Origin of the sequence: Listeria fleischmannii subsp. fleischmannii LU2006-1, from assembly GCF_000344175.1 — a bacterium.
Taxonomy (GTDB): domain Bacteria; phylum Bacillota; class Bacilli; order Lactobacillales; family Listeriaceae; genus Listeria; species Listeria fleischmannii.
Genome location: NZ_ALWW01000002.1, coordinates 20,098 through 44,095, shown reverse-complemented (window position 1 = coordinate 44,095; position 23,998 = coordinate 20,098). Strand labels below are relative to the sequence as shown.

The 23,998-nt window shown below is 38.6% G+C and carries 21 protein-coding genes and 3 pseudogenes; 4 read left to right on the top strand and 20 right to left on the bottom strand.

The features are described 5' to 3' along the window. Window positions 1-146: 146 nt before the first annotated feature. From LFLEISCH_RS00955 to kdpDN, 3 genes are all read left to right on the top strand, one after another. Window positions 147-1,400, top strand: coding sequence for a dicarboxylate/amino acid:cation symporter (locus LFLEISCH_RS00955; RefSeq protein ID WP_007472102.1), 1,254 nt, complete (start codon window positions 147-149; stop codon window positions 1,398-1,400). 89 nt (window positions 1,401-1,489) lie between these two features. Then, window positions 1,490-2,239, top strand: coding sequence for an SDR family NAD(P)-dependent oxidoreductase (locus LFLEISCH_RS00950; RefSeq protein ID WP_007472096.1), 750 nt, complete (start codon window positions 1,490-1,492; stop codon window positions 2,237-2,239). Between the two features lie 146 nt (window positions 2,240-2,385). Beyond that, window positions 2,386-3,534 carry a KdpD-like non-kinase potassium sensor gene (kdpDN, locus tag LFLEISCH_RS00945; RefSeq protein WP_007472093.1) on the top strand — a complete coding sequence of 383 codons (1,149 nt, stop codon included), beginning with the start codon at window positions 2,386-2,388 and terminating at the stop codon, window positions 3,532-3,534. Between the two features lie 42 nt (window positions 3,535-3,576). Here the strand turns inward: kdpDN and LFLEISCH_RS00940 are convergent. The 14 genes and pseudogenes from LFLEISCH_RS00940 to LFLEISCH_RS00875 all read right to left on the bottom strand — a co-directional run bounded on the left by LFLEISCH_RS00940 (window position 3,577) and on the right by LFLEISCH_RS00875 (window position 17,444). Beyond that, window positions 3,577-4,175 (bottom strand): annotated as a pseudogene (locus tag LFLEISCH_RS00940) (TetR/AcrR family transcriptional regulator). Window positions 4,176-4,250: 75 nt separating this feature from the next. Further along, window positions 4,251-5,375 (bottom strand): ABC transporter permease, encoded by a 1,125-nt coding sequence (locus tag LFLEISCH_RS00935; protein ID WP_007472087.1) that lies wholly within the window; start codon window positions 5,373-5,375, stop codon window positions 4,251-4,253. Continuing rightward, complete coding sequence (locus LFLEISCH_RS00930) at window positions 5,372-6,094, bottom strand: ABC transporter ATP-binding protein (RefSeq protein WP_007472085.1); 723 nt, start codon at window positions 6,092-6,094, stop codon at window positions 5,372-5,374. The genes LFLEISCH_RS00935 and LFLEISCH_RS00930 overlap by 4 nt, the downstream gene beginning before the upstream one ends. A 102-nt stretch (window positions 6,095-6,196) precedes the next feature. After that, complete coding sequence (gene coaA / locus LFLEISCH_RS00925) at window positions 6,197-7,117, bottom strand: type I pantothenate kinase (RefSeq protein ID WP_007472082.1); 921 nt, start codon at window positions 7,115-7,117, stop codon at window positions 6,197-6,199. Between the two features lie 90 nt (window positions 7,118-7,207). Next, window positions 7,208-8,047, bottom strand: a complete 840-nt coding sequence (locus LFLEISCH_RS00920) for a TIGR03943 family putative permease subunit (RefSeq protein WP_007472080.1) — start codon at window positions 8,045-8,047, stop codon at window positions 7,208-7,210. Between the two features lie 15 nt (window positions 8,048-8,062). Continuing rightward, a pseudogene (locus tag LFLEISCH_RS00915) lies at window positions 8,063-9,081 on the bottom strand (permease). A gap of 105 nt (window positions 9,082-9,186) precedes the next feature. Then, window positions 9,187-10,404, bottom strand: coding sequence for a GNAT family N-acetyltransferase (locus tag LFLEISCH_RS00910; protein ID WP_040504720.1), 1,218 nt, complete (start codon window positions 10,402-10,404; stop codon window positions 9,187-9,189). 57 nt (window positions 10,405-10,461) lie between these two features. After that, the gene (gene abc-f / locus LFLEISCH_RS00905; RefSeq protein WP_007472076.1) at window positions 10,462-12,054 is read right to left on the bottom strand and encodes a ribosomal protection-like ABC-F family protein; all 1,593 of its coding nucleotides are present in this window, start codon (window positions 12,052-12,054) and stop codon (window positions 10,462-10,464) included. Between the two features lie 366 nt (window positions 12,055-12,420). Then, entirely contained in the window at window positions 12,421-12,933 is a 513-nt protein-coding gene (locus tag LFLEISCH_RS00900; protein WP_007472074.1) for a hypothetical protein, read from the bottom strand. 170 nt (window positions 12,934-13,103) lie between these two features. Beyond that, window positions 13,104-14,186, bottom strand: coding sequence for a tetratricopeptide repeat protein (locus LFLEISCH_RS00895; protein WP_007472073.1), 1,083 nt, complete (start codon window positions 14,184-14,186; stop codon window positions 13,104-13,106). Between the two features lie 277 nt (window positions 14,187-14,463). Beyond that, the gene (locus LFLEISCH_RS00890) at window positions 14,464-15,279 is read right to left on the bottom strand and encodes a formate/nitrite transporter family protein (RefSeq protein ID WP_007472071.1); all 816 of its coding nucleotides are present in this window, start codon (window positions 15,277-15,279) and stop codon (window positions 14,464-14,466) included. 121 nt (window positions 15,280-15,400) lie between these two features. Beyond that, on the bottom strand, window positions 15,401-15,895 hold the full coding sequence (locus tag LFLEISCH_RS00885) for a GyrI-like domain-containing protein (RefSeq protein WP_007472069.1): 495 nt from the start codon (window positions 15,893-15,895) through the stop codon (window positions 15,401-15,403). A 62-nt stretch (window positions 15,896-15,957) separates the two neighbouring features. Next, on the bottom strand, window positions 15,958-17,058 hold the full coding sequence (locus LFLEISCH_RS00880) for a DUF1648 domain-containing protein (protein WP_007472067.1): 1,101 nt from the start codon (window positions 17,056-17,058) through the stop codon (window positions 15,958-15,960). Window positions 17,059-17,060: 2 nt separating this feature from the next. After that, entirely contained in the window at window positions 17,061-17,444 is a 384-nt protein-coding gene (locus LFLEISCH_RS00875) for a GntR family transcriptional regulator (protein WP_007472065.1), read from the bottom strand. Between the two features lie 125 nt (window positions 17,445-17,569). Here LFLEISCH_RS00875 and LFLEISCH_RS00870 point away from each other — a divergent pair, with 125 nt between their 5' ends. Continuing rightward, the gene (locus LFLEISCH_RS00870) at window positions 17,570-18,712 is read left to right on the top strand and encodes an AI-2E family transporter (RefSeq protein WP_007472063.1); all 1,143 of its coding nucleotides are present in this window, start codon (window positions 17,570-17,572) and stop codon (window positions 18,710-18,712) included. A 33-nt stretch (window positions 18,713-18,745) separates the two neighbouring features. Here LFLEISCH_RS00870 and LFLEISCH_RS15195 read toward each other — a convergent pair whose 3' ends face one another. The 6 genes and pseudogenes from LFLEISCH_RS15195 to LFLEISCH_RS16135 form a co-directional block, all read right to left on the bottom strand. Then, window positions 18,746-18,919: a DUF2188 domain-containing protein gene (locus tag LFLEISCH_RS15195; RefSeq protein WP_007472060.1), complete on the bottom strand. Its 174-nt coding sequence runs from the start codon at window positions 18,917-18,919 to the stop codon at window positions 18,746-18,748. Between the two features lie 31 nt (window positions 18,920-18,950). Then, a pseudogene (locus tag LFLEISCH_RS00865) lies at window positions 18,951-19,819 on the bottom strand (SDR family oxidoreductase). 164 nt (window positions 19,820-19,983) lie between these two features. Further along, complete coding sequence (locus tag LFLEISCH_RS00860; RefSeq protein ID WP_007472057.1) at window positions 19,984-20,658, bottom strand: histidine phosphatase family protein; 675 nt, start codon at window positions 20,656-20,658, stop codon at window positions 19,984-19,986. A gap of 15 nt (window positions 20,659-20,673) precedes the next feature. Further along, window positions 20,674-22,023, bottom strand: a complete 1,350-nt coding sequence (gene gorA / locus LFLEISCH_RS00855; protein WP_007472054.1) for a glutathione-disulfide reductase — start codon at window positions 22,021-22,023, stop codon at window positions 20,674-20,676. Between the two features lie 335 nt (window positions 22,024-22,358). Continuing rightward, window positions 22,359-23,432, bottom strand: a complete 1,074-nt coding sequence (gene yjeM / locus LFLEISCH_RS00850; protein WP_007472052.1) for a glutamate/gamma-aminobutyrate family transporter YjeM — start codon at window positions 23,430-23,432, stop codon at window positions 22,359-22,361. Next, window positions 23,420-23,854, bottom strand: coding sequence for an amino acid permease (locus LFLEISCH_RS16135; RefSeq protein WP_007472050.1), 435 nt, complete (start codon window positions 23,852-23,854; stop codon window positions 23,420-23,422). Before LFLEISCH_RS16135 ends, yjeM begins: the two co-directional genes overlap by 13 nt. Window positions 23,855-23,998: the final 144 nt, after the last annotated feature.

Genomic DNA, 23,998 nt, shown 5'->3' with positions numbered 1-23,998 from the left:
TTTTATATGGCTATTTAAAGGCGTTTTATATTATTTGTGACAAACTACACGGTCGCTTTTTCTCTTTAATTTTTGTTCACAACCCTTCCATTCCGCTGTTATCTCTGCTATTCTATTAAAGTACTTAGCGGAAAGGGAGAATCAGAATGAAACTTTTACGAAATTATACCTTTACGATTTGTCTGCTTTCAGGCATTGTTTTAGGTGGTTTGTTTGGCGTTATTTTTGGAGATAAAACGGTCATCGTTAAACCTATTGGCGATATTTTTTTAAATTTAATGTTTGTGGTCATTGTTCCACTTGTTTTTCTTAGTGTTTCATCCGCCATCGCTAATATGAAGCAAATGGCTAGACTTGGAAAAATCATTGGAACTATATTCGCTGTATTTTTTACAACAGCAGTTATCGCAGGAATTATCGCTTTTATCGGTATTTCAATTTATAATCCGTTACATAATGTGGATTTATCAGCCATTACGGCTCATTTACCAAAAGCACCAACTGAGGAAGGCAAAGGACTTGCGGAAATTTTAGTGACAACTTTTACTGTCCCTGATTTTCTTGAATTATTTACAAAGTCCAACTTGCTTCCACTCATTATTTTCTCGATTCTATTCGGGTTAGCAACTTCGATGGCTGGTGAAAAAGGTCAACCCGTTGCGGCTTTTCTAAACTCGGCGACAGAAGTTATTTTAAAAATGGTACAGTTTATTATGTACGCTGCCCCAGTTGGGCTCGGTTGTTATTTCGCCGTAACAGTTGGTGAACTCGGACCACAAATTATTAATGGATATCTTGGCATTTTCTTCCTTTATCTCGTCTTAGCGGTCATTTATTTCTTTGGCATGAATACATTGTATGCCTTTATCGCTTCTGGAAAAACTGGCGTAAAAGTTTTCTGGAAACATGTCACAACGCCAGCCATTACGGCTATCGCTACATCGTCCAGTGCGGCTTGTATTCCTGTGAATCTAGTTGCTACTAAAAAAATGGGTGTCCCGGATGATATTGCTGAAACGGTCATCCCGCTCGGGGCGAACACGCATAAAGACGGTTCGGTTATGGGTGGTATCATGAAAATTGTTTTCCTCTTTACTTTATTTGGAAAAGATATGACAAGTGCATCGAGTATTTTAGCCATTTTAGCCGTTGCCTTTTTAGTCGGCGCAGTTATGGGAGCCATTCCAAGTGGCGGTATGACAGGGGAATTATTAATTATCTCCATCTTCGGCTTCTCACCTGAACTCGTTGCAACTATTATGATCATTAGTACGATTATCGATATTCCGGCTACCCTATTAAACTCCACAGGGAACACGGTTTGTGCGATGCTCGTTTCACGGTTTGTAGAAGGAAAAAATTGGTTAAAAAAACAAGTAAATATAGGTACTAAAATTTAAGTACTTTATTTTGAGCAGTTTTCTGGAACTGCTCTTTATTTCGTCCTATAATAAGGTTGTAAGCGTTATCAAATTAGGAGGGATTTAAAGTGAGATTAAAAGACAAAGTTGCTATTATTACTGGGGCTGCAGGCGGTCAAGGGAAGGAAGAGGCATTGCTATTTGCGAAAGAAGGGGCTTTTGTTATAGCGACGGATATGCAGGAAGAAGTTCTGAATAGAACCGGCGAAGAACTAAAAGCGATTAATCCAAAATCCGAAGTTTTAACCCATAATGTTGCTCGCGAGGAAGATTGGGAAAAAGTCATCCAGCTTGCTTTAGATAAATTTGGCCGTGTGGATATTTTGGTCAATAATGCAGGCATTAGTACGGAGCTTAACCTTGTGAATACAAGCATTGAACAGTGGGATAAAGTCATTGATGTAAACTTAAAAGGAACATTTTTAGGCATGCGCCAAGTTATCCCGATTATGGAGAAACAAGGGGGCGGTTCCATCATTAATATTTCTTCTATTGCTGGTTTAACTGGGGGTTCTGGTGCAAGCGCTTATACGGCTTCTAAAGGGGCAGTTAGACTTTTAACAAAAGCTGTTGCGGTGGATTATGCGAAGAAAAATATTCGTTGTAATTCTGTTCACCCAGGCTATATCGAAACGCCTATGACGAAAAAATTATTTGAAGACGAAGCGACACGGGGCTGGTTCGAATCGCTTACGCCGCTACCTCGGCTTGGTAAGTCCCTTGATATTGCGTACGGCGTTTTATATCTTGCAAGTGACGAATCGAATTTCGTGACGGGGATTGAATTACCTGTTGACGGAGGTTACTACGCGCAGTAAAAAAGAATATCTCAAGCTGGCAATTTTGCCAGCTTTTTTTTGCGAAAAAAAGAACTTCTTTCTTGAATGACTTTGTGCTAAAATGAATACTGCATGAATCAAGCTGATTTTCTGTAAACAGCTTATAACTAATGGAGGTGCGTCTAGTGGGCAACAAAAATCTTTCCTTCCACCGAAAAAGCCCGGAAGAGTTGCTAGCACAAATTGAAAAATTAAAGCGCGGAAAATTAAAAATTTATATTGGCTCGGCGCCTGGTGTCGGGAAAACATATCGGATGTTAACGGAAGCACACGAACTAAAAAAAGAAGGCATTGATGTTGTAATCGGTCTTGTTGAAACGCATGGTCGAAAAGAAACAGCCGATTTAATTCACGGTTTAGAAGCGCTTCCCTTAAAAGAAATTCCTTATAAAAATAATACCTATTTCGATTTGGATGTAGACGCGATTATTGCGCGAAACCCTGAGGTTGTCATTATTGACGAACTGGCGCATTCTAATATCCCTGGTTCAGTGAACGAAAAGCGCTATCAAGATGTTCAAACCATTTTAGATCATCGTATTAATGTGATTTCTGCTGTTAATATTCAGCATTTAGAAAGCCTGCGTGATGTTGTGAATGATATTACGGGTGTTTCTGTGCGCGAGAGAATTCCAGACTTTTTACTTGATGTGGCTGATGAAGTTATTTTAATCGATGTTACCGCCGAAACACTTCAAAAGAGGCTAAGAGAAGGAAAAATTTACGCAGCCGAAAAGATCCAACAATCTCTTGAGAATTTCTTTACAACCAAAAATTTATCCGCGCTTCGCGAAATCGCACTCCGCGAAGTTGCCGACGATGTAGATGATAAGGCGGACAAAAAGGCCGCGCGTCTTCGGGCCGCCATGATGAACGAAAAAATCTTGGTTTGTATAAAAAATGATGCCAATGCTGAAAAATTGATTCGCCGTGGCTTCCGCATCGCCGATCGTCTGCGCAGTGAACTCTTCATTTTAACGGCCATTTCCAAAGAATTAGATGAGCTACCTGAAAAAACTCAAAAGGAATATGCAACGTGGCAAGATTTAGCCAAGCAATTTAACGCCCACTTTCTTGTAGAGCCCATCAAGGAACGGAAAATTTCTCAAGTGATTACTGATGTGGCCAATAAAAACAATATTACCCAAATCATTTTAGGCCAGTCGATTAAATCGAGAGTTGAAGAAGTCGCAAAAGGCTCAATTGTAAATGCTATTATGCGCCAAACTGACGGCGTTGATATTCATATCGTAGCAAACTCCAGAAAAAATTAATAAAAATGGGAAAGCTGTTTGTAAGAAACAGCTTTCCCGTTTTTATTTAGCCAAGCCGTTCATAATATAACGAACGGTAAAATCAATTTCCGCTTCATCGTCCCAATTAGCATCAGGCATCACAACAAAACGAGTGAGTAAAAAGCCAACGATATTTGTAATTAAGGCGCGCATAATGGTGCTGTTTGGCATATCCATAAGCTCCCCTTTTTCTTTATAAGAATCAATAAGGGTGTCAAAATGGCCTTTTACATGGGTCATAAAAATTTCAGAGAACTGCGTGCGTAATTCATCATGATACATGAGTTCCATAAAATAAATTTTGATGACTTTCCCGTTATTTTTGGCAAATTCAAACCGATTTATAATAATCGCCCTTAAAAAGGATTTAAAATCGCTGTAGTCTTGTTGAAATACTTCCTCTGCAAAATCCTGTGCTAAAAACGGTACGACACCTTCAATTAAAGCTGGCATCGTAATGGCCATTAATAAATCCTTTTTGGTTTTATAATGGCGAAAAATGGTGCCTTCTGCCACTCCGGCGCGTTTTGCAATTTCACTCGTGCTTGTCGCAGAAAACCCCTTTTCAGCAAAAAGTTCGATAGCAGCTTTGACGATATTTTTTTTGTTTTTTCGCTCATTCGTTTATCTTTTTCAGTGACATCTAAAATCTGACGCAAAAGATCTGTTGGTTTGTTCTCCAAATTTATTTCCTCCTATACTTTTCGATATTTCTTTAAGGCAAAAATATTGAGAATTAGAAACGCCGCTATAAATAAAAGGAGAATGTAGAAATCACCGGCGAAACTACTAAAACCTTCCCCTTTAATCATAATGCTTTGAAGAGCCTGTGCCCCGTAATACATCGGCATGATATGCGCAATCCACTGCAACCAGTCAGCCATTCCTTCGAGCGGGAAAATACCGCAAAATAAAATTTGTGGCACAATCACGATTGGAATAAACTGGATGATTTGAAATTCGTTATTGGCAAATGTGGAAAGCAGCATTCCAAGGGCAAGTGAAACCATAGCAAGCATTAGTGTAATGAGCAGTACATACCAGATGGAACCGTTTTGAATCATATCCAGAACTTGGACGGAGTAAACGGCCACTAAAACGGATTGTAAGAGTGCAAAAATACCAAAGCCAATCATATAGCCGAGTTCAATTTCAATTCGCTTAATTGGCGTCGCCATGAGCCTTTCAAGCGTACCTGTTGTTCGTTCGCGTAAAAAGGAAATACCCGCAATTAAAAAGACGAAGAAGAAAACGAAAAATCCGATAAAAATAGGGCCAATTGTATCAAAAAAGGTCGTATCTTTGTCGCCATATATATAATGCGTTTCAACTTGAATATTAGACTCACCTTTAGGTATTGAAACGGCGCTTTCGTTTACGTTCCCACTTGCTTGCATTTGTTTCATTGTACCTTCTAATTGTTTCGCAGCATTTTTGAGGTTTGCTTGTTGTTCTTTTAATAGGGCGCCTTGCACTTTTAACGCAATTTGTTTACTTTTTGATGGATCACTATTTTCATAAGTGATTGTTAATTGGTTATCTGAAAAATCGATAAAGGCATCTAAATCATTCTTCTCTATTTTATCTTTTGGACTTGTATTATTGGCGTATTTTTTTATCGATAAGTCGCTTTTTTCCAGTTGTGTTATCATGCTGTCCGTTAGGCCGAACTCTCCTACTTTGGGATTTACGGAATCACTGTCAAATAAAAAATTAAGTAATGTAATTAAAAGGAGCGGTGCGATAAACATGAGGGCAAGTGTACGTTTATCTCGCTTAAATTGGTTGGCAATTCGTTTGACAATGGCTAAAACTCTCATTTCGTCACCCTCCCAAATTCTAAGAATGCATCTTCCAGTTTTCCAGTTTCAGTTTTACTTGAAAGCTCGTCTGGCGTTCCTTCTGCAATGATTCGTCCTTCACGCACCATGGCCAGTTGGTCGCATTTTTCCGCTTCATCCATGACGTGAGTGGTGACTAAAATACATTTTCCATTGTTTTTTAATTCATTTAGTTCATCCCAAATGGATTTCCGAAGCTCTGGGTCAATTCCAACCGTGGGCTCATCTAAAATTAAAACGTCCGGATCAGCAAGCACTGCTATCGCAAGAGATAAGCGGCGTTTCATTCCGCCTGAAAAAGCACTTACTTTTTTGTTTAAATCATCGGTTAAATTGACAAGCTTAGCCGCATAAGTAATTCTCTCACGTTTTTTTGCTCCTTTTAATAAATAAAGAGAGGCAAAAAAATCCAAATTTTCCTTGGCGGTTAAATCGACGTACAAGGCGTCTGACTGAGCCATATAGCCAATTTGGTTCATAACATGTAGCGTTGGCATTTTAGCGCCCAGTACATCTACTTCCCCGCTACTCGCTTTTTCCATCCCGACAATGGCTTTGACGAGAGTTGTCTTTCCGGCACCAGAAGGCCCAATAAGTCCGAAAATCTCCCCCTCATGAACATTCATTGTCACATCAAATAAAATTTGTTTATTATGAAACTGGATATTCAAATTTTTGGTCGAAATAATGGATTCCATCTCACATTCCCCACTTTCCATTTTAATGAGTGATTACTCACTTACAATATAATTCATTTAACGAAAAATGTAAAGTAAAAACCGCCTAGTAGATTTAGGCGGTTATTTTCGCAAATAAATGTCTGAAATAAGATGATTGTCCCCTTTATGCAAAATCAGGTCAGCGCGATATTTGGTTGTTTCAATATTTTCTTTTAAATTTAAGCCATTGATGGTGTCCCAGATTTCAAGCGCATATCTTTCCGCTTCTTGTTCGCTAATTTTCGTATATTGATGAAAATAGGAACTTGTGTCTTGGAAAGCCGTTTCCCGGAGCATAAAAAAGCGTTCCAAATACCAGCGTTTAATACTATCCTCTGCGGCGTCCATATAAATCGCAAAATCAAAAAAATCGCGTGGGAAGAAGGCTGACGAAGCGTCCATTTGTAAAACATTAATACCCTCTACGATAACAATATCGGGATTTCTAAGTGTGCGGGTCTCTTTCAGCACATCATACGTAAGGTGAGAATAAAGCGGAACGTCCACATTCTTTTTGTTCGTTTTCAAATCCACTAAAAAATCAATAAAACGATTTTTATCATAACTTTCCGGAAAGCCCTTTTTATTCATAATTCCACGCTGTTCAAGCTCTTTGTTCGGATATAAAAACCCATCTGTCGTCACAAGTTCAACTTCACGTGTTTTAGAAAACCAGCGATCCAGCATAAGCTTCAGCACACGTGCTGTGGTACTTTTTCCCACTGCAACCGAACCAGCAAGCGCAATAATAAAGGGCGGGCGCTCTTCCTTTTTCTTTAAATACTCCATTTTTTCACCGTGAATAAAAATCGCTTCATGGTACTGAATAGCAATTAGTTTAATAAGCGGCAAATAAATTTCAGATATATCTTGAAGAGAAATTCGGTCGTTTAACCCACGAATTTGTTCGAGTTCTTCTGAAGTTAAAATTTGGTCTTTACTTACTTCCAGTTCCTGCCAGTCGCTGCGCGGAAAATGATAGTAATGACGGTAATCATTCATTGTTAAGTCCATCCTTTTATCGATTCGTGAAAACGTAAACAGTTCACAAAAATAAGCATAACGTAATCATACCAAATCCGCAACCTAAAATTAATATTTTCGGTAAACGTATACTTCTTTTGGCTTATCGATTTTCATATATTTTTCTACTTCAAGTGACGGGATATTCATTTTAAACGGAGCATAATAGTCTTGCGTAATTTCACCAGAAACACTAATCCATGTATCGTTGGCTAGCTTTTCTGTCCCCTCCGGCATTTTAACAAGCATACCAAATACGCCCGAATCCGCCACACAGTGGATAATACCAAAGCGGAATAAAAAGAGATTGCCTGATTTAGTGACGGGGTCATTATAAACAAAGCCTGTAAATTTAATTTTCTTACCTGTAAATTCCCCTGGATAATTATATAAAATTTCCATGGTCATTAAATAATTTTCATCCGTTACTACGATTGGATTTTGATGGATAATGAGCGCTTTTTCTTTCTCCATCATTTTTTCATAATCCGTCTTACCAAAATAACCACTTGTATCCGGCCTTAGAAATTGATTCGCCGCATACGGATCATCACCAGCTGCATTGTTTTTTGGAAAATGAAATCCTTTTGCTGAGACAATGGTTGAGTCGAGTGTCGCGACAGGGAATAAAAATCCCACAACGAGTGGATAGGCAAGAAGTGTATAGACAAAGAATTTTTTCCAAATCGTATTTTCTCCTGAATGGATATGTCCTGCGTGTTCATGGCTCGTTTCGTCTTCATCTCGGAAGACCATAATGAGTTGAATGATAGCAAGTAAAAAAGAGGCTATCATAGCTGAAAAGGAGAGATAGGAATACTTCATATTAATATATTTACTAATATCTCCGGAAATATGCAGAAACATCATATAAAAGCCAAAACCTAATAATATAAATGCGCGTAACATGAAAATCCTCCTTTTCTAAATAATTAGGGCGTAAATGAAGACCACAATCGTAACCGTTGTAACGAGAAAAAGGACAAATTTGACTTTAAAAGAAGCCAGCATCATCATTAAATTTTTGATGTCAAGCATGGGACCAAATACGAGAAATGCTACGATAGACTGGGTTGAAAAGATGCTTCGGAATGAGGCACCGATAAAAGCATCTGCTTCCGAGCAAAGGGATAAAATAAAGGCGAGTACCATCATGAGTAAAATGGATAAGATGGGACCGTGTCCGATTTGCATAAGCGTGGATGTTTTAATATACGTTTGCATAGCAGCCGCGATAAATGCACCAAAAACTAAATACTTCCCTACTGAAAAAAATTCATCTACTGAATGTTGTGCTGTATGCCACAATTTTTGACCAAAATTCATTTCAGTATGACTATGATGCGCATGTTCATGAGAATGGTGATGTTCCTCCTGACTTGTTTCAAGCATCGTAAACTGGGTAACTGGAACAGAGCTATCCGCAAGCATTAAGGGTGGTGTTTGAACCAATTCTACTTCTTCTTTAACATCACTTTCTGTATTTAAAATTTTCTCTTTTAAGCCCTCTCCTTTGTAGAAAAAGGCAATTAAATTCCCCACGACCATGGCCACAACCAGACTGCCGACCACACGTAAAATAGGAATTTCCCATGTACTACCAAATGCTACGTATGTAGAAAAAAGGACGACCGGGTTAATAATAGGTGCCGTGAGCATAAAAGCAATTCCCGCATGAAGTGGCACTCCTTTTTTTAACAAATTACGAACAATCGGTACGATTCCGCATTCACAAGAAGGAAATAGAACACCGATACAAGAACCTACAACAACGGCTAAAATCGATTTTTAGGAATCACACGCGCGATAAATTTTTCAGAAATAAACATTTGAATAAAACCAGCAATAAAAACGCCAATTAAAACGAAAGGTAGTGCTTCTATTAAAATAGATATAAAAATCGTATTCATCTGTAAAAATGAATTAGGTAAATGACTAAACAATTTTGGACCTTCTTTCTGTCTCAAATCTTTGTTTATTTTATTCCTCTTCTAAGCAGAAATCAAGTCACAAAAAAGCACCTTACAAAATAGTAAGGCACCCTATGTTTAAAAATAATCGGAAAAATAAGCTGTTTCAGTAGGAATGAGTTTTTCGAGTAGTTGTATCGCTCTTTTATCTGCTTGGATGCGTCCAATTTTAGCAAGGTAGCTCGGCCGTTTGTAGCTAAATAGCAACGTTGTCAGTGCTTTAATGTCCACTGTAATCGCAGGTCCCGCCGCTTCTTTCGTAATCTTTTTTTGTCCGTTTTCGAACGAAATAGTGAAGACACCTTGATTCCATTCCAGTAACGGGTCTTGCACAACAAAATGAAAAGCCGCTTCCCCTTCGCTAAAACGAAATGGATATTTTTCCAAAAAGCCTTCCACGTCCACAATGCGCGCCATATAATAAGGCTGTATCGTTTCTACAATTTCGCTATCTTCAAGTAAATACGCAATCGGTTCGTTTGTATAGGTCCGCCCCTTCACATCCGTCACCATTGAAAAATGCGCACTAATAAAATTCCATAAGCCTGACCGCGCCTCTTCCGTTAAATAAATCATTTCTTTCATATAAAAAATATCGTCCGCAATCCAGTAAAAGACAAAACCAAGCGGCTCGTGGTTCGCATTGTAGTAAATACCTGCCGTAAGTTCCTCTTTTTCCCAGCGAAAATATTCTTCCCAGGAAAGTTCATCTCGAATCATCGCCGCATGATTTTCACGCGCAAAACGATCATAGGTTAATTTAATATCCGGATGGTAAATATCCGTTCGCTCCACCATTCCAGATACTTGAACTAAATTAGGCAGTTGCGTATCTTTAATAGAAAAGGTCATCATATCTGAAATAATTTCCCAACCTTTTCGGCGATAATACGGAATCGAATACGGAAATAAATAAGACACCGTTTGTTTACGATCACGCATATCCTTTAAACTTTGCCGCATAAGCTGGTGCATTAAACCAAAGTTCGCATATTCCGGATACGTTCCAACACCAGTCACACCACCCATATCATATATTACACCATGAATGTTGACTTTTAGCGGATAAACTGCGAGTTGCGAAACAAGCTTGTCGCCGTCAAACCAGCCCAACACATCTGCTTGTTTTAAAACAGGACGTTTAGCCTGCTCGATTTCACCTTCCTCGTATCCTACTTCCTGCAAATCTTGGTTCGTCACTTGAAACACATAACGGAGTAATTCATTAAACTGCACTAAGTGTTCCATTTCTACCTTTTTCATCTTTAACCTGTCTTCTATATCGCTCTGCCCCATACTATTACCTCTCTTTAATTTAGCTTATCTCCACTTTATCACAAAAATACCCATAATTCACTCTTCAAGTTGCCGCAAAATCTGGCTATTACGCATATACGCCTCGTTTAGCTCATCTTTCTCTTTAGCACTTATTTTCGGGTCAGAAAGCTTCGCAGCGATTTCTGTTAGGCGTAGTTGGACAACAAGTTTATCTTCTGCCACTGTCACGCGTGCCTCACTCTCTTCCTTTACGATGTCCGTCATCGCTTTTGGTATCCATTTCATTGTCCCATCAGCAATACGAATCACCTGCTCCGAGACATTTCGCACAAAGGCCCCATCATGCGAGACAAATAAAACGGCGCCGTCAAATTCGCGAATCATACTTTCTAGTGCTTCCATCGCGTCAATATCCAAATAGTTTGTAGGCTCATCTAAAATAAGCAAATTGGCGTCGCTTAGTAAAATCATTGATAAATACAATTTGACACGCTCACCGCCAGATAAAATCGCCACTTTTTTATTTAAATCGGCCTGTGAAAAGTGCATGCTACCTAAAACGTCCATCGCAAGTTGTTTGTCGTGGGCATTCACTCGATTTACGTTTTCAATTAACGTCTCACTCGTAACAAGCCCTGCCAGTTCTTGGTCGAAGTATGCGATTCGTACTTCATTTGTCCGCCGAATCAAATCGTCCTCGTTTAAAATCGCCCGCAAAAAGCTTGTCTTCCCGCTGGCATTTTTTCCAACAAGCGCAATCTTTTCTCCTACTTTTATGGAAAAAGCCTCCGTTTTAAAAAGCTTCTTCCCTGGAACTTTTACGTCTCCTGCAGAAATTTGCAAAAGAGAAGTGCCCTTTTTAAGACGTCTCGTCTCTGGTAGCCTAATTTTAACCGGCTTAAACTGGAATGGTTTATCGACGTGTTCGAGTCGTTCTAGTCGTTTTTCGGTAGCTTTAATCGTTTTATGTTGGCTTTTTTGTTGCCCACCCTTAAACATTCTGCCATACGCAACTTCTTTTCTTGTGAGGCCTTTCTTAAATAATTTTTCTTGCTTGGCATCCATACTACCTGCCATATCTTTGCGGTATGAAATAGCAGATTCCAACCGTTTTTTCTCCGCCATATTTTCTGAATACGCTTTTTGCTGTGCTTCTCGTTCATTATCCTTTTGCAAACGATAGTGCGAATAGTTCCCCTTGTAACGCGTAATCTCCTCACCTTCCAGTTCCCAAATCTCCGAACAAACCGCATCTAGAAAATCCCGGTCATGTGAAATAACAAAAATCGTGCCTGAAAATTTCTTAAAATCGCGTTTTAAATGCGCCGCACTATCTGCATCCAAATTCGATGTAGGCTCATCCGCAAATATAAGCTGCGGCCTTGTGCGCAACACTTCCTGAATTAACTTACGCGTTTTTTCCCCACCACTAAGACGTTCATCTTGCGGATTAATTTGGCGGATGTAGCCGGTCGTTCCGTCACGCAAAACCTCACCAGCGTCTTGTTCAGAAACACCCGCTAAAATTTCAAGCAAAGTGGTCTTACCCGTACCGTTACGTCCCACAATACCAATTTTATCCCCGCGTTTCGCCGTTAAATGGCTAATCTCAAACAGTGTTCTAGCACCTATTTCTTTTTTCAAATCTTTTACTTCTAATGTAAACATAAAAAAACCTCCTGCCGAGTTTTCGGATAGGAGTACACAAATAAACATAGTCGCACGATGTTAACAAGCGAAATGAGCATACGTATCCTGTCCGAAAAAAATGGTCTTGCCTTCATTTTTTCATATAAAACAGGATTATAATTTCATTGGCTTAAAGATAACACCCCTTTGATAGAATAGTTTAAGTATAAAGTCATTTTACTTTTTTTGCAAGTCGTGAATTTAAAACTTAGGCTCCGATTTTCTATATGAAGCAAAAAAATCCTCTTTTCACTTTCAAGTTTTAGCTTAACACATTTCGTGCCTTTTTTACTTGTAGCTGTAAGAGGATTCTTTTGATTCCATCATAAAATAAACAAATGTGGATTATTTTGCCACTATCTCTTTTAAATATTTTCTGGCTTGTGTTTCGATAAACCCACTAAAATTAACATCGTATTGTTGAAAAGAAGAATTGCTCAATTGACCATGTCCGCTAATAAAATCATCGTCAATGACAACATTATTCCCTTCTACATGTGCTGCAATAAACGCGAACGCATCATACAAACTTTGTAATTCTTCACCTTGTAAATCTTCGCGGTTGACCTTAGCAAGTCGTTTTGCAATTAGACTATATACCCCGTGATGCGCTGCACTATAAACACGAAATAGCTCTCTTGTTAGAGAATCAAAAAATCCTTCTGGGAACTCATTTCCTTCGCTAAGATCTTTTTCACCAATAAAGTCTCCTGATTGGTTGTAGAGCGCAATAGCCATTGTCTGGTTTAATAACGAGAATTTTGTTCCAACCGCTTTCGTAACAGCGGGATCTTCTACCCCGTAACTACTTTCAAGTTCATCACTATTCGAACAGCGATAAACTATATTTTCAACCATTAAACCCTCTACCCATCTACCACTGCTCTCTGTTTCGAAAGCTTGGTTGTAGGCTTCAAAAGTAACTGTATCACCTTCATTACCCGTATAAATCGATTTTTCTGATAAACGACCGTCTATATCCCACTCTAAAACTTCACCAATATAAGCTTGTCTATCAATTTTTTGACCTAATACCCAAATATTTTCTTTTTTATCAAAAAGGCATCTTTAGGTACTGTTTCCGGTCGTGCAGTAGCTTGTAATTTCTCATCAAGCTTTTGAAAGAGGGTTTGAAAGTCATAATCATATTCCTCTTCTATGCGATTTTTTTCCATTTCCGGAATAGCAGTAAGTATCTCTTTACTTATCTCAATCTCATTTAAATCAAATGCAATAAAGGCGATTTGCAACTTTGCATAATAATATTCTGGGCTATCTTTTGAAATCTGGTTCCAAAATTGCAATTTATCTAAATCGGTTTCTGACTGCCAAATTGCTGAATTTATAACTCCATCGTGTGCCCAAGCATGTTCTAATATATGCTGCCATCTCATGTACAAATCAGCCTTATTAGGTTCATCTAATTGTCGGTAAATGTTTTGCCACTCAGAAAGGGCGCCTATATAATCCTTTGATAGTTGTGTTACTTCCTCTAGAATCATTAATGCTTCTTGGTACTTTTCTTCTGCTATGAGAAAACGAGCATAGCTGAGTACAACTGTTGGATAGCTGTAGTCAGTTGCATATTTTGATTTTGCTAATTCAAACGTTTCATGAGCTTTTTTAAGATTGTCCAATTTTCGATAAACCGTCATATACCAATTAAGGATATTTGAATAATTTTCCATTTTATCAGGATTAATTTGTTCCAAATGCGCTAGTGCTTCTTGATTTTGTTCTAAATCAACATATATTCGTGCTTTAGCAAATAAAATATTGTCAACTCCCGCACCACTCGCAATAGCCTCATCTAAAATCGCAAATGCTCCTTCATAATTTTCAAAACCAAAGCGTTCGACATCTGAAAGTACAATACATCCCTTACTATAAAATTCGCTATTTTTAGTAATTTTTTGGAGTAATGCCTTAGCAATTTCATATGAACTTAAACCTTGCATAAAATGTTGCGCAATAATATAAAGCTGCTCCCCGTCGGTAATATCTAGCGCCAGTAAATCTTGCTTATATTTCTCATAGTCTTCATCATCCCCATAATAGCTAGCCTCAGAAATATTGTTATAAGCTTCAATCAGACGTTCATCTAATTCCATGTTGTACACTCCTTATAAAACTACATATTGTAGTTTTATTTTAACACAGTTTATTTCTTGTTACAACAAAAAAAAGAATAGCTTCACTATTTTTATTGCCTTTATTTAGAAATTATGGACGATTTTACAAAGGATATAGCTTCATCTCGTTCTTATGGGTAAATTAAAAACCGACTTTTATAAAAGTCGGCTTCAAGCTGTAGGCGAAGTTATTAAATCGTACTTATTATCTTTTTAAATTCGTTCTTAATTTTTCGCAACAAATTCAATTCATTTACTATTCGTTTTCTGTTACAGGCTGCCTGATATCTTCTTTTTTTGGATGTACAGCTTGTTTTTTATAAGCAAGGAAATAAAATAGGCTAACAAAAATGGCGCCACCTACCGTGTTCCCGAGATATACAGGAATGACGTTTAATATAAAATCTGTCCATGTGTAGGATCCTGCAAAAATAGCGGCTGGGATAATAAACATATTGGCGACAACGTGCTGAAATCCAATAGCCACAAAAGCCATAACAGGGAACCAAATACCTAAAATTTTACCCGCAAAATCTTTTGCTCCATAAGATAGCCAGACCGCCATGCCAACAAACCAGTTACAGCCTATCCCTGAAACAAAAGCAACCCAAAACGGATCTTTAATTTTAGCCCCAGCAGTCGCGACTGTTTTTTCTAAAAAGTCACCTTCTGTTAAGCCCACAAAATGGCCGAAAAAGTATGCTACAAATAGCGCCCCTACTAAATTCATAAGCGTTACAATGCCTAGATTACGAAGAAGCATTGTAAACGTAATTTTTTTATCAAAGAAAGCTAGCGGAACAGCCATCATATTCCCCGTTATGAGTTCCCCACCGCCAAGTAAAATACAAACTAATCCAACTGGGAATACGCTAGCACCAATAAAGGTGGCAAAGCTTCCCCATTCATGTGGCATCGTGCCCACCACTCGAATATAAAGGAGGTATCCAAGCGAAATAAACGCACCTCCAAGAAAACCTAAAATAACTAAGCTAAGCGTGTTTGAATGCGCTTTTTGAATCCCTTTTTCAATTGTAGTTTCTGTAATTTCTTTTGGACTGTAGTAGGACAAACTAAATCACTTCTTCCTTTTTGTTAATATATTCACAAAAAATGCGCTTTCATTATAGCATATCTTAGTCTCGCAAGCTAGTTTTTCATGGAAATAAAATATAGCGCAGGTTTTACCTGCGCTAATCTGTAATTGTTTGTACGACTGGAATGCGGATTTCAAATTCACTTTCCTCGTTTATATCATGTTTTAAATCAAAAACTTCCATTTTAAATGGTAGTGGGTCGAAAACAGGGAAATTGGCGGTCATATAGGGTTCATAATGACGTCTTTTAATTTCTGCTGCAACTTCTTTGTAAGTTGCCTCCACATTTGTTTTTCCCTCGTGTTTTCCCACAAAGTAAGTGTGTGCTGGGATTTCTAACCATTCGAGCTCATCTGGAAGTGTTTTAGGTTTGTGATCCGCTAAAACTGCGGAATAATGCGTAAAACCTTCTTCAATATTGTGAATGGAAATCCCGTAAAGCTCTGTAAACTCCTCACCGAGAAACGAACGCATTTTTTTAATGACGTTTAAAATATTACCCTTTCTAGCCTCGGTAAATGTTCCCTGCCATGCTAAGCCTATTAAAAAGAGATCTTCATGTTCTTCTAACCGTGCTGATTGTAAAGACACATCACTCACTCCTTTGCCGCTTTATAGCTAAAAGGATAACACAAAAGCTAAAAACATGCACTCTAAAGGATAACACCTATCAAAATAGAAATTAAAATCACTCCAAGAAGTAGCATCCAGGCGAAAGGTCGCGCTGTGTTTATCGTCCAGCCGATTCCAAACCTTTTTTCCACAAAGAGCGACGGATCACTTTTGTTAAAATAAAAGATACCCAGTTTCCAGTACCTATCGTCGTCCCGAACAGTCTTATCAGTATTTTCACTCCCCCCCATTTTAAGCCTCGAGCCGCCTTGACCAACAAAAAAGGCCAGTAGCAACACGATAACTAATATGAGGAGTACCAAAATAAGTGTCGCTGTCGTCGCGATTTGTGGGCTTAAACCAGTTAAAAATGTCAATTGAATCACGAAAAAGGCTAAGACTAATAAAATGCACATCACAAGCATGGCTTTACTAAAAATCGCACGTGCGAGTTGATTCCGCCTTACCGAATCAGATGGATTATCACTATCCAGTACTTGCTTGCTCCGTGACATCACATAATTGATGCCCATAAATAAGCCTATTATAAAGAGTTGCATCACAATTAAAAGTGAAACATTTCGAACGGTTTTCGGCATTTCATTTGTGATGTTTCCATTAAAATCATAATGACTAGGTATCACACTTGGCGCTGATTGATAGAAAACAACCGTCATCGCAAGTGTAATCAGTGTAATTAAAAATGGAATAAGAAACCACGTATAAGAAATAATCATTTTATTCCGGTGAAAAGCGGTATCAATCAACACCACGCTTGATTCGCCCATTTCTCCGGACTTTATTTTCCGAGCCTTCCAAGCGATAGTCTGCCGGTGGTATTTTAGATAAATCAAAAAAGCAATAATTAAGAGTATAAACATCGATATTGTAAATAGAAATCCTTGCGCCGAATCATTTCCAGAAAAAGCCATCATTAAGGCAAATGTAAGGATAACAACAAAAATGCCATATAAAATCACTTTAAACGCATATTGTTTTTTCATTTGTTTCAGTTCTGGTTCTTGATTCGCCCTTACGCCCACATTCACACCAAAACATTCCGTTCGGTGCACAATAAAGGGGGTTATTGCTTCAATTAAAATAATAAATAGCGAAACAAGTGTGAAGATTATGGACTCCATTTTTATTCTCCTTTCATCTCGTTGTATAAAGTCTCAACTAATTTTTCCATTTCACGAATAGGCAAATTACGCGCAGCCGCCTCCGCAATGATAGGCCGAATGTCACGTTTTAACTTTTCGACATAAGCCGCGTTCGCAAGGTATGCCGCATCAGGATGAATGACAACCCCTTTTTGCCTATGGATTAAAATAAAACCTTCTTGCTTCAGTATTTGGTACGCCTTATTCACGGTATGAAAATTAATACCAATATCAGCGCCTAAACTTCTTACAGAAGGTAAATCATCGCCTGGCTTTAGCTCATTTTTGGCAATCCCTTCAATGATTTGATGGACGATTTGCATATAAATCGGCTCTTCTTTTTGTAAGTCAATCTGTAAGAGCATATTTCCGCCTCCTTACTGTTATATATATAATATAACAGTTCTTTTGGAAGGTCAATTTATAAATGGCTATTTCATAGGGATGATGATACACTATAAAAAAAGGAATTTTTAGAAAGGGGCTTATAATGAAAGGATCACGCTTTAGAGAAAGCAAAATGTTTTTTTGGACAATCGAAATTTTAGCGATTGTAGCGATTGTTTTCTTATTACTTCAAATGAAATATATCTTCTCGCCAATTGGAGTGATTATTTCAACTTTATTTTTACCAATTTTAGTTTCTGGCTTTTTATTTTATATGTTTAACCCACTCGTACTTTTTTTAGAAAAAAGAAAAGTACCACGCTTACTTAGCGTCATTTTAATTTTTATTGCTTTTATAGCCATAATCGTGCTCGCAGTAGTTCAAATTGGCCCTGTACTTACTGACCAAATCACTGAACTTGCAAAAGCAATTCCTGGTTACTGGTCTGATTTTGAAAAATGGCTGGGCGGCATTACCAAAAATCCGCCGCTAAATGATTTTGATATTAAAGGCGAACTTGAAAAAGCCAATATTTCAGTACCTAAAATCTTAAATAGTGTTTTAAACGGAGTAACGGCAGGTATTGGTGCCATCGCAAGTTTCCTTACTAGTTTTGTTATGATTTTAGTCACTGTACCGTTTATCTTACTTTATATGTTTAAAGACGGGCATCGCTTTATGGATTCTGTTGAAAAATTTTTCCCGAAAGTAATTCGTCCGGATGCTAAAAAAATCATTCAAGAAATGAACAAAACATTATCTTCTTATATTAGTTCTCAAGCGCTTGATTGCTTGTTTGTTGGTATTTTTACGTTTATCGGGTATTTAATTATCGGGCAGCCATATGGTCTTTTATTCGCGCTGATTGCCGGTGTGACAAATATCATTCCGTATTTAGGGCCGGTCATTGGGGCGGCACCAGCTGTTATTGTGGCACTCTTCACTTCCCCGTTTCAAGCGTTACTTGTTATTATTGTAGTCGTTATCGTACAACAAATTGACGGCAACGTACTTCAACCGCTTATTATGGGTCGGTCACTGAAAATCCATCCTTTAACCATTATTGTGATTTTACTTGTAGCAGGTAATCTTGCCGGGCTTCTCGGAATGGTTCTGGGTGTGCCACTTTATGCGGTTGTGAAAACGATTATTGTGAACGTTGTGAAACTCATTCAACTGCGGCGAAGTGACAAAAAAGCGCCGCCTGATGACGATGAAAGTAAGCTTGATACTGAAAAAGTCTAAATCAAAAACGCACTCAAAGCGAGTGCGTTTTTTTTACTTTTTATGTTTTTCATACCATTCTTCTGCTTTAGCGGTTGCAATTGGGATGGCACGGTCCTCTGAATAACCTTCTTTTAATAATGCATTCCCAATTTCAATGGCTTTTTCTCGTTCTTCTGTCTTTAAGTTTTTCCATGAATTGGGATAATTATTTTTCGTCCATGGCATTTGTTTCAAACCCCTTTCCTTTTGTAGAAAATTAGTTAATCGGTGCACCGCCTGTTACACCGTAAACTTGGCCTGTTATATAGCTTGCCTCATCGGAAGCCAGTAAAACATAGACACTTGCCAGTTCGACTGGTTGGCCGGCACGCATCAGTGGTTGATTTTGTCCAAACTCTGGAATGTTGTCTTGTGGCTGACCACCACAGATTTGAAGCGGCGTCCATATTGGGCCAGGTGCCACAGCATTAATTCGAATGCCTTTTCCACCTAATTGTGGTGCTAAACTTTTGATAAGTGAAATTTCACAGCTTTTCGTCATCGCGTAATCAACTAAATGAGCGCTTGGTTTCACGCCTTGTATGGAAGAGGTCAAAATAATACTACTTTTTTCATCCAAATAATTTAATGCTTCTTGAATAGCAAAAACAACCGAAAATACATTCACTTCAAAGGTATCACGTAACTGCTTGGATGAAATTTTTTGAACATCATACTCGTATTGTTGTATGCCTGCATTTAACACAACAATATTTAATCCACCTAATGAGGAGGCGGCACTTTTTACAATTTTTTGCGCACAGCCTTCCTCGCGTAAGTCACCTGGAAGTAATACGCATTTGCGCCCTTCTTTTTCAATAACTTCTTTGACCTCTTTTGCATCTTGTTCCTCATCTTTAAGATAGCTAATAGCAACATCTGCTCCTTCTCTCGCGTAAGCAATTGCAGCTGCACGACCAATTCCCGAATCTCCGCCTGTTATTAACGCTTTTTTATTCACTAGTTTCCCCGAGCCTTTATACGTTTGTTCCCCTGTATCAGGTACTGGCTCATTTTACTTTGTATCCCCGGGTATTTTTGTGGTTGCTTTTCAAACTTCCCGTTATAATCGTTTTTATTTCTCATCTTAAAACCTCCTAAAATTTGAAACCTAAGCTTTGTTGTAAAATGTCTCCATTGTCTAGCTTCATAAGCTTATTTTTTACTATACCCTAAAATCTTTAGCTACTATCTTATCTTTCAGTCTAAGTAAAAAAGAACCACTTCCGCTTGGGAAATGGTTAATTTTTTTATTCTGCTCGAAAATGTGAAATATCATTAAGTCGTTCTACTTTAAATAAGCCATTTTCATAGGTTAAAACTGTCACGCTCGCGTTATCTAAAACGAAGCTTTCTGTAATTGAAGGCTCAAGTTCATGCACGATATTGCGAATGGTATTCCCGTGGGCCACAATGAGGATGTTGCCGCCTGTATCGCGGTGACGGTTAATGACATGGAGGAACCCTTTTTCAACGCGGGTCCAAAAGGTCATGAAGTCTTCGGCATCGCCAGTTGGATCGGCTTTTTTAGTGTCATTCATCATGGTTCTCACATCTACTTTTGAAAAGAAGTCTTCTTGTGAATCGTAGCCGTTAAAGCGGGCGATTTCGCCCCATGCCACATCCCCTTTTTCTCCTTCAAAAGAACCGAAAAAAGTCTCCCGAAATTCACTCCGTGGCTCAAGCTGCAAGCCAAAGCCGTGCTTGTTTTCATGTAGAAGGATTTTAGCTGTTGAAATGGTGCGGTGTAGGTCGCTTGAGTAGGCGGCGACAAATTCGGTGTCGGATAGACCCCGGCCACTTTGGCGCACGATTTCTGCCCCTTCTGGTGTTAATGGTGTATCAGCCCAACCTTGCATTCGCAAATTTTTATTTAAATAGGTTTGTCCGTGTCTGACAAAATAAAGCGCTAATTTTTTAGTCATGTTTGCTCCTCCTTTTTATCGCATCGTAACGAATTCTTCGGCGCTTGTTGGGTGAATGGCTACCGTATTATCGAAATCCGCTTTTGTCGCTCCCATTTTAATCGCTACAGCAAATCCTTGCAGAAGCTCATCCATCCCTGTACCAATTCCGTGCAGTCCCACAATTTTTTCATTTTCACCGAGACATACCAGTTTCATACGAGTAGGCTCCCGGTGTTCTGTTATAACCGTATACATAGACGTAAAGGAGGACGAATACACTTTAATATTTTTCTCCCCGTACTTTTCTTTCGCCGCTTCTTCCGTTAAACCAATCGTTCCAATAGGCGGGTGACTAAACACAACTGTCGGGATAAGGTTATAGTCTAAATGTTCATCTAGCTTCCCATTAAAGAGGCGTTCAGAAAGTCTTCTACCTGCTGCAATCGCAACAGGCGTCAGCTCAACATGCCCTGTCACATCCCCTACAGCATAAATATGAGGTACTGAAGTAGTTTGATATTTGTCTACTTTAACAAAACCTTTTTCGTCAAGCATAACACCACTTGCTGCAATATTCATGGTATCTGTAACCGGCGTCCGTCCAATCGCCCAAATCAGTTTATCGACCTCAAAGGACTCTCCATTTTCAAGTTCAAGTGTTAAACTACCATCTTCGTTTTTCTTAACCGCTTTTGGCACGCTTTCAGTATGAAGATTTGGACCATCTTTTGTCATCACTTTAATTAATGTTTCTGAAATTATGGAATCAAAGTGACGCAGAGGCTTGTCTTTACGGATAAATAAATGGGTATCGACACCAAACGCATGTAAAATGCCAGATAATTCGACAGCGATATAGCCGGCTCCAACGACGGCCACACGTTTTGGTAGCTCACGCATAGCAAAAAATCCGTTTGAATCTGTGCCAAGTTCGGCTCCTTCGACGTCCGGAATGGTTGGTTTTCCGCCAGTTGCAATTAAAATATGATCGGCCGAATAAATTTCGCCCGCTACTTCGACCGTCTTGTCGCTCGTGAATTTCGCATAACCACTTAAGACCGTTACCTTATTTTTGTCTAAATTAGTTTTATAAATTCCGTGCAGGCGTTCAATATAGACTTCACGATTTTTAACTAGCGTTTCAAAGTCAAAGTCCACTTCTCCTTTTAACCCATAGTCCGGTCCTAGTTTTTCAATGCCTTCTTTAATTTGCGCACCGTACCACATTACCTTTTTAGGGACACAACCAACATTGACGCAAGTTCCGCCAAGATTTACGGGTTCAACTAAAGCTACTTTCTTACCGTACATTGCGGCCCGATTTGCTGAAGCGATTCCGCCGCTGCCACCGCCGATGACAATATAATCAAAATGTTTACTCATAAAAAATCCTCCATTCATCGTGTGAAAATGATTTATTTTCGTTTGTGTTCACACATTAAGTGTACTAGAAAAAGTGGATTTCTAATAAGAAAAAAGCATTATAAAAGAACACTACGCAAAGTAGTGTTCTCAGACTGCTGACAAACGGCAATCTTCGTTGTTAGCACCTCCGTTCCGGTGCTCACGTACTCGAGTACGCTCCGCTCCGGTACTCGGTCCTGCCTAGAATCTCACCATTTGTCAGCAGTCTGATTTTGGTGAGAAGCGTTTTGTTTTGCTTAAACTTTGAGTTTTTCTACAAGCTAAGAACACTACGCAAAGTAGTGTTCTTACTTTTACTTCTTAAGTTTTCTTTGTCTGATATGGTAATTTTCATAGATTGCCATTGCAATAATCGCAAAGAAGACTGGGCCAACTACCATCCAAATTGTATCACTATAGTTTCCGCTCATAGCAGGTTCAATAATCGTAAAGATATTTGAAAATCCTACAATAGCGACCACAATAAATGTGACGATATAGGTGATTGCTTTTGTTTTATAGACCACGAAAGGTCGCTCTAAGCCCTCCCGATTTTTGAAGAACGGGAATGCAAATGCTAAGAATACATAAGGCAAGGTCATGGAGACGTTGGCCATTAAGGTTAATGTATTATAAAACGCAGAGGCACTTTTTCCTCCAAAAGAAACGATTAGAACGATAATAACAACGAGCAAACACTGCATCCACATAGCAAATTCAGGCATTCCGAATTTATTAATTTTGCTCATACGTTTTGGCCAGTATGCCGCTGTTCCTTGTACGATAGCTTTTAGTGGTGAATAAATTAGAGTAAAGAATGCGCCTGTATAAGCTAAGAACATGGAAAGTCCTGTTACACGTGCGAACCAGTTCGCCATTTGTGCAGCTGAATCTGTTGCGAGTCCTAGTGCATTCCCAAATTCTAATCCGAGGTTATACATTAAGACATATGTGATATTCCCGTAATTGACGTTTGATCCACTTAAAATTTTATCCCAGTTTGTGCTAATTCCCCACATAAAAATTTCAAGGGCATAACCGATAGAAATAATGAATGCGGCGATCATAATCCCTTTTGGAAATGTTTTTGTTGGATTTTTTGTTTGGTCAACTAGACCGGCTACTGCCTCGGTGCCACCATAGGCAAAGATAGCGAACACACAAAACGACAAGATAGCGATTGGGCTTAGGTAACTTGGGTTAGGCGATACAAGAAAATCTTTGACGCCTGAAATATCTTGCGCAAAATTTCCGCCGTTTAACATTAAAATGAGTAAACTTACGACGATTAAAACGACATTTAGTCCCATAACGGCGATTCCGCCGACAGCTGTAACTTTTGTAATTTGTTTTAATCCTTTTGAAGCAAGCAATGTTACGATAACCATCCAAATGACGCTAAGATGCCGACTGTTTTAGTAGGTGACAAGCCTAGAATCGACCATGTTTGGGTTTTATCTTCGCCAAAGAGGAAGATAGAAAATGGTATCCAGACTTTTGAAGCTGTTCCGACCATCCAAATGACGTACGAGGTGAACCACATGAACGTTACGATAAATGCATAACGCGGCCCGATACTGTCATTCATCCATGAATAAATTCCGCCTTTTTCCTTACGATAAGCGGCACCATATTCCGCCATCATCAGCGCAAATGGAATAAAGAAGAAAATTCCGGCTCCAATATACCACGGAATCGCGCTGTAACCCATTCGGTAAAAACCGATTGGTCCATTTGCAAAACCAAATACTGATGTGAAAATCATTAAAATTAAGCTGATAAGTCCCATTTTTTTAATTTCGTTTGACATTGAACTCATTCCTTTTTTGAATTATGAATTTTTTTGCATATAAGTACTCATTTATGTAGGAGTTCCATCCTAGAACGTATTATACCATTAAATCGTGAAAATCCTTTTTAAAAGAACAATTCAAATAGGGCGTAAAATCTGATA

Coding starts and splice junctions, on each gene's coding strand:
- LFLEISCH_RS00955 (WP_007472102.1), top strand. CDS start 147: ATGAAACTTTTACGAAATTATACCTTTACGATTTGTCTGCTTTCAGGC.
- LFLEISCH_RS00935 (WP_007472087.1), bottom strand. CDS start 5,375: ATGAGAGTTTTAGCCATTGTCAAACGAATTGCCAACCAATTTAAGCGA.
- LFLEISCH_RS00930 (WP_007472085.1), bottom strand. CDS start 6,094: ATGGAATCCATTATTTCGACCAAAAATTTGAATATCCAGTTTCATAAT.
- coaA (WP_007472082.1), bottom strand. CDS start 7,117: ATGAATGATTACCGTCATTACTATCATTTTCCGCGCAGCGACTGGCAG.
- LFLEISCH_RS00920 (WP_007472080.1), bottom strand. CDS start 8,047: ATGTTACGCGCATTTATATTATTAGGTTTTGGCTTTTATATGATGTTT.
- LFLEISCH_RS00910 (WP_040504720.1), bottom strand. CDS start 10,404: ATGGGGCAGAGCGATATAGAAGACAGGTTAAAGATGAAAAAGGTAGAA.
- abc-f (WP_007472076.1), bottom strand. CDS start 12,054: ATGTTTACATTAGAAGTAAAAGATTTGAAAAAAGAAATAGGTGCTAGA.
- LFLEISCH_RS00900 (WP_007472074.1), bottom strand. CDS start 12,933: ATGGTTGAAAATATAGTTTATCGCTGTTCGAATAGTGATGAACTTGAA.
- LFLEISCH_RS00895 (WP_007472073.1), bottom strand. CDS start 14,186: ATGGAATTAGATGAACGTCTGATTGAAGCTTATAACAATATTTCTGAG.
- LFLEISCH_RS00880 (WP_007472067.1), bottom strand. CDS start 17,058: ATGGAGTCCATAATCTTCACACTTGTTTCGCTATTTATTATTTTAATT.
- LFLEISCH_RS00875 (WP_007472065.1), bottom strand. CDS start 17,444: ATGCTCTTACAGATTGACTTACAAAAAGAAGAGCCGATTTATATGCAA.
- LFLEISCH_RS00870 (WP_007472063.1), top strand. CDS start 17,570: ATGAAAGGATCACGCTTTAGAGAAAGCAAAATGTTTTTTTGGACAATC.
- LFLEISCH_RS15195 (WP_007472060.1), bottom strand. CDS start 18,919: ATGCCATGGACGAAAAATAATTATCCCAATTCATGGAAAAACTTAAAG.
- LFLEISCH_RS00860 (WP_007472057.1), bottom strand. CDS start 20,658: ATGACTAAAAAATTAGCGCTTTATTTTGTCAGACACGGACAAACCTAT.
- gorA (WP_007472054.1), bottom strand. CDS start 22,023: ATGAGTAAACATTTTGATTATATTGTCATCGGCGGTGGCAGCGGCGGA.
- yjeM (WP_007472052.1), bottom strand. CDS start 23,432: ATGGTTATCGTAACATTGCTTGCTTCAAAAGGATTAAAACAAATTACA.
- LFLEISCH_RS16135 (WP_007472050.1), bottom strand. CDS start 23,854: ATGTCAAACGAAATTAAAAAAATGGGACTTATCAGCTTAATTTTAATG.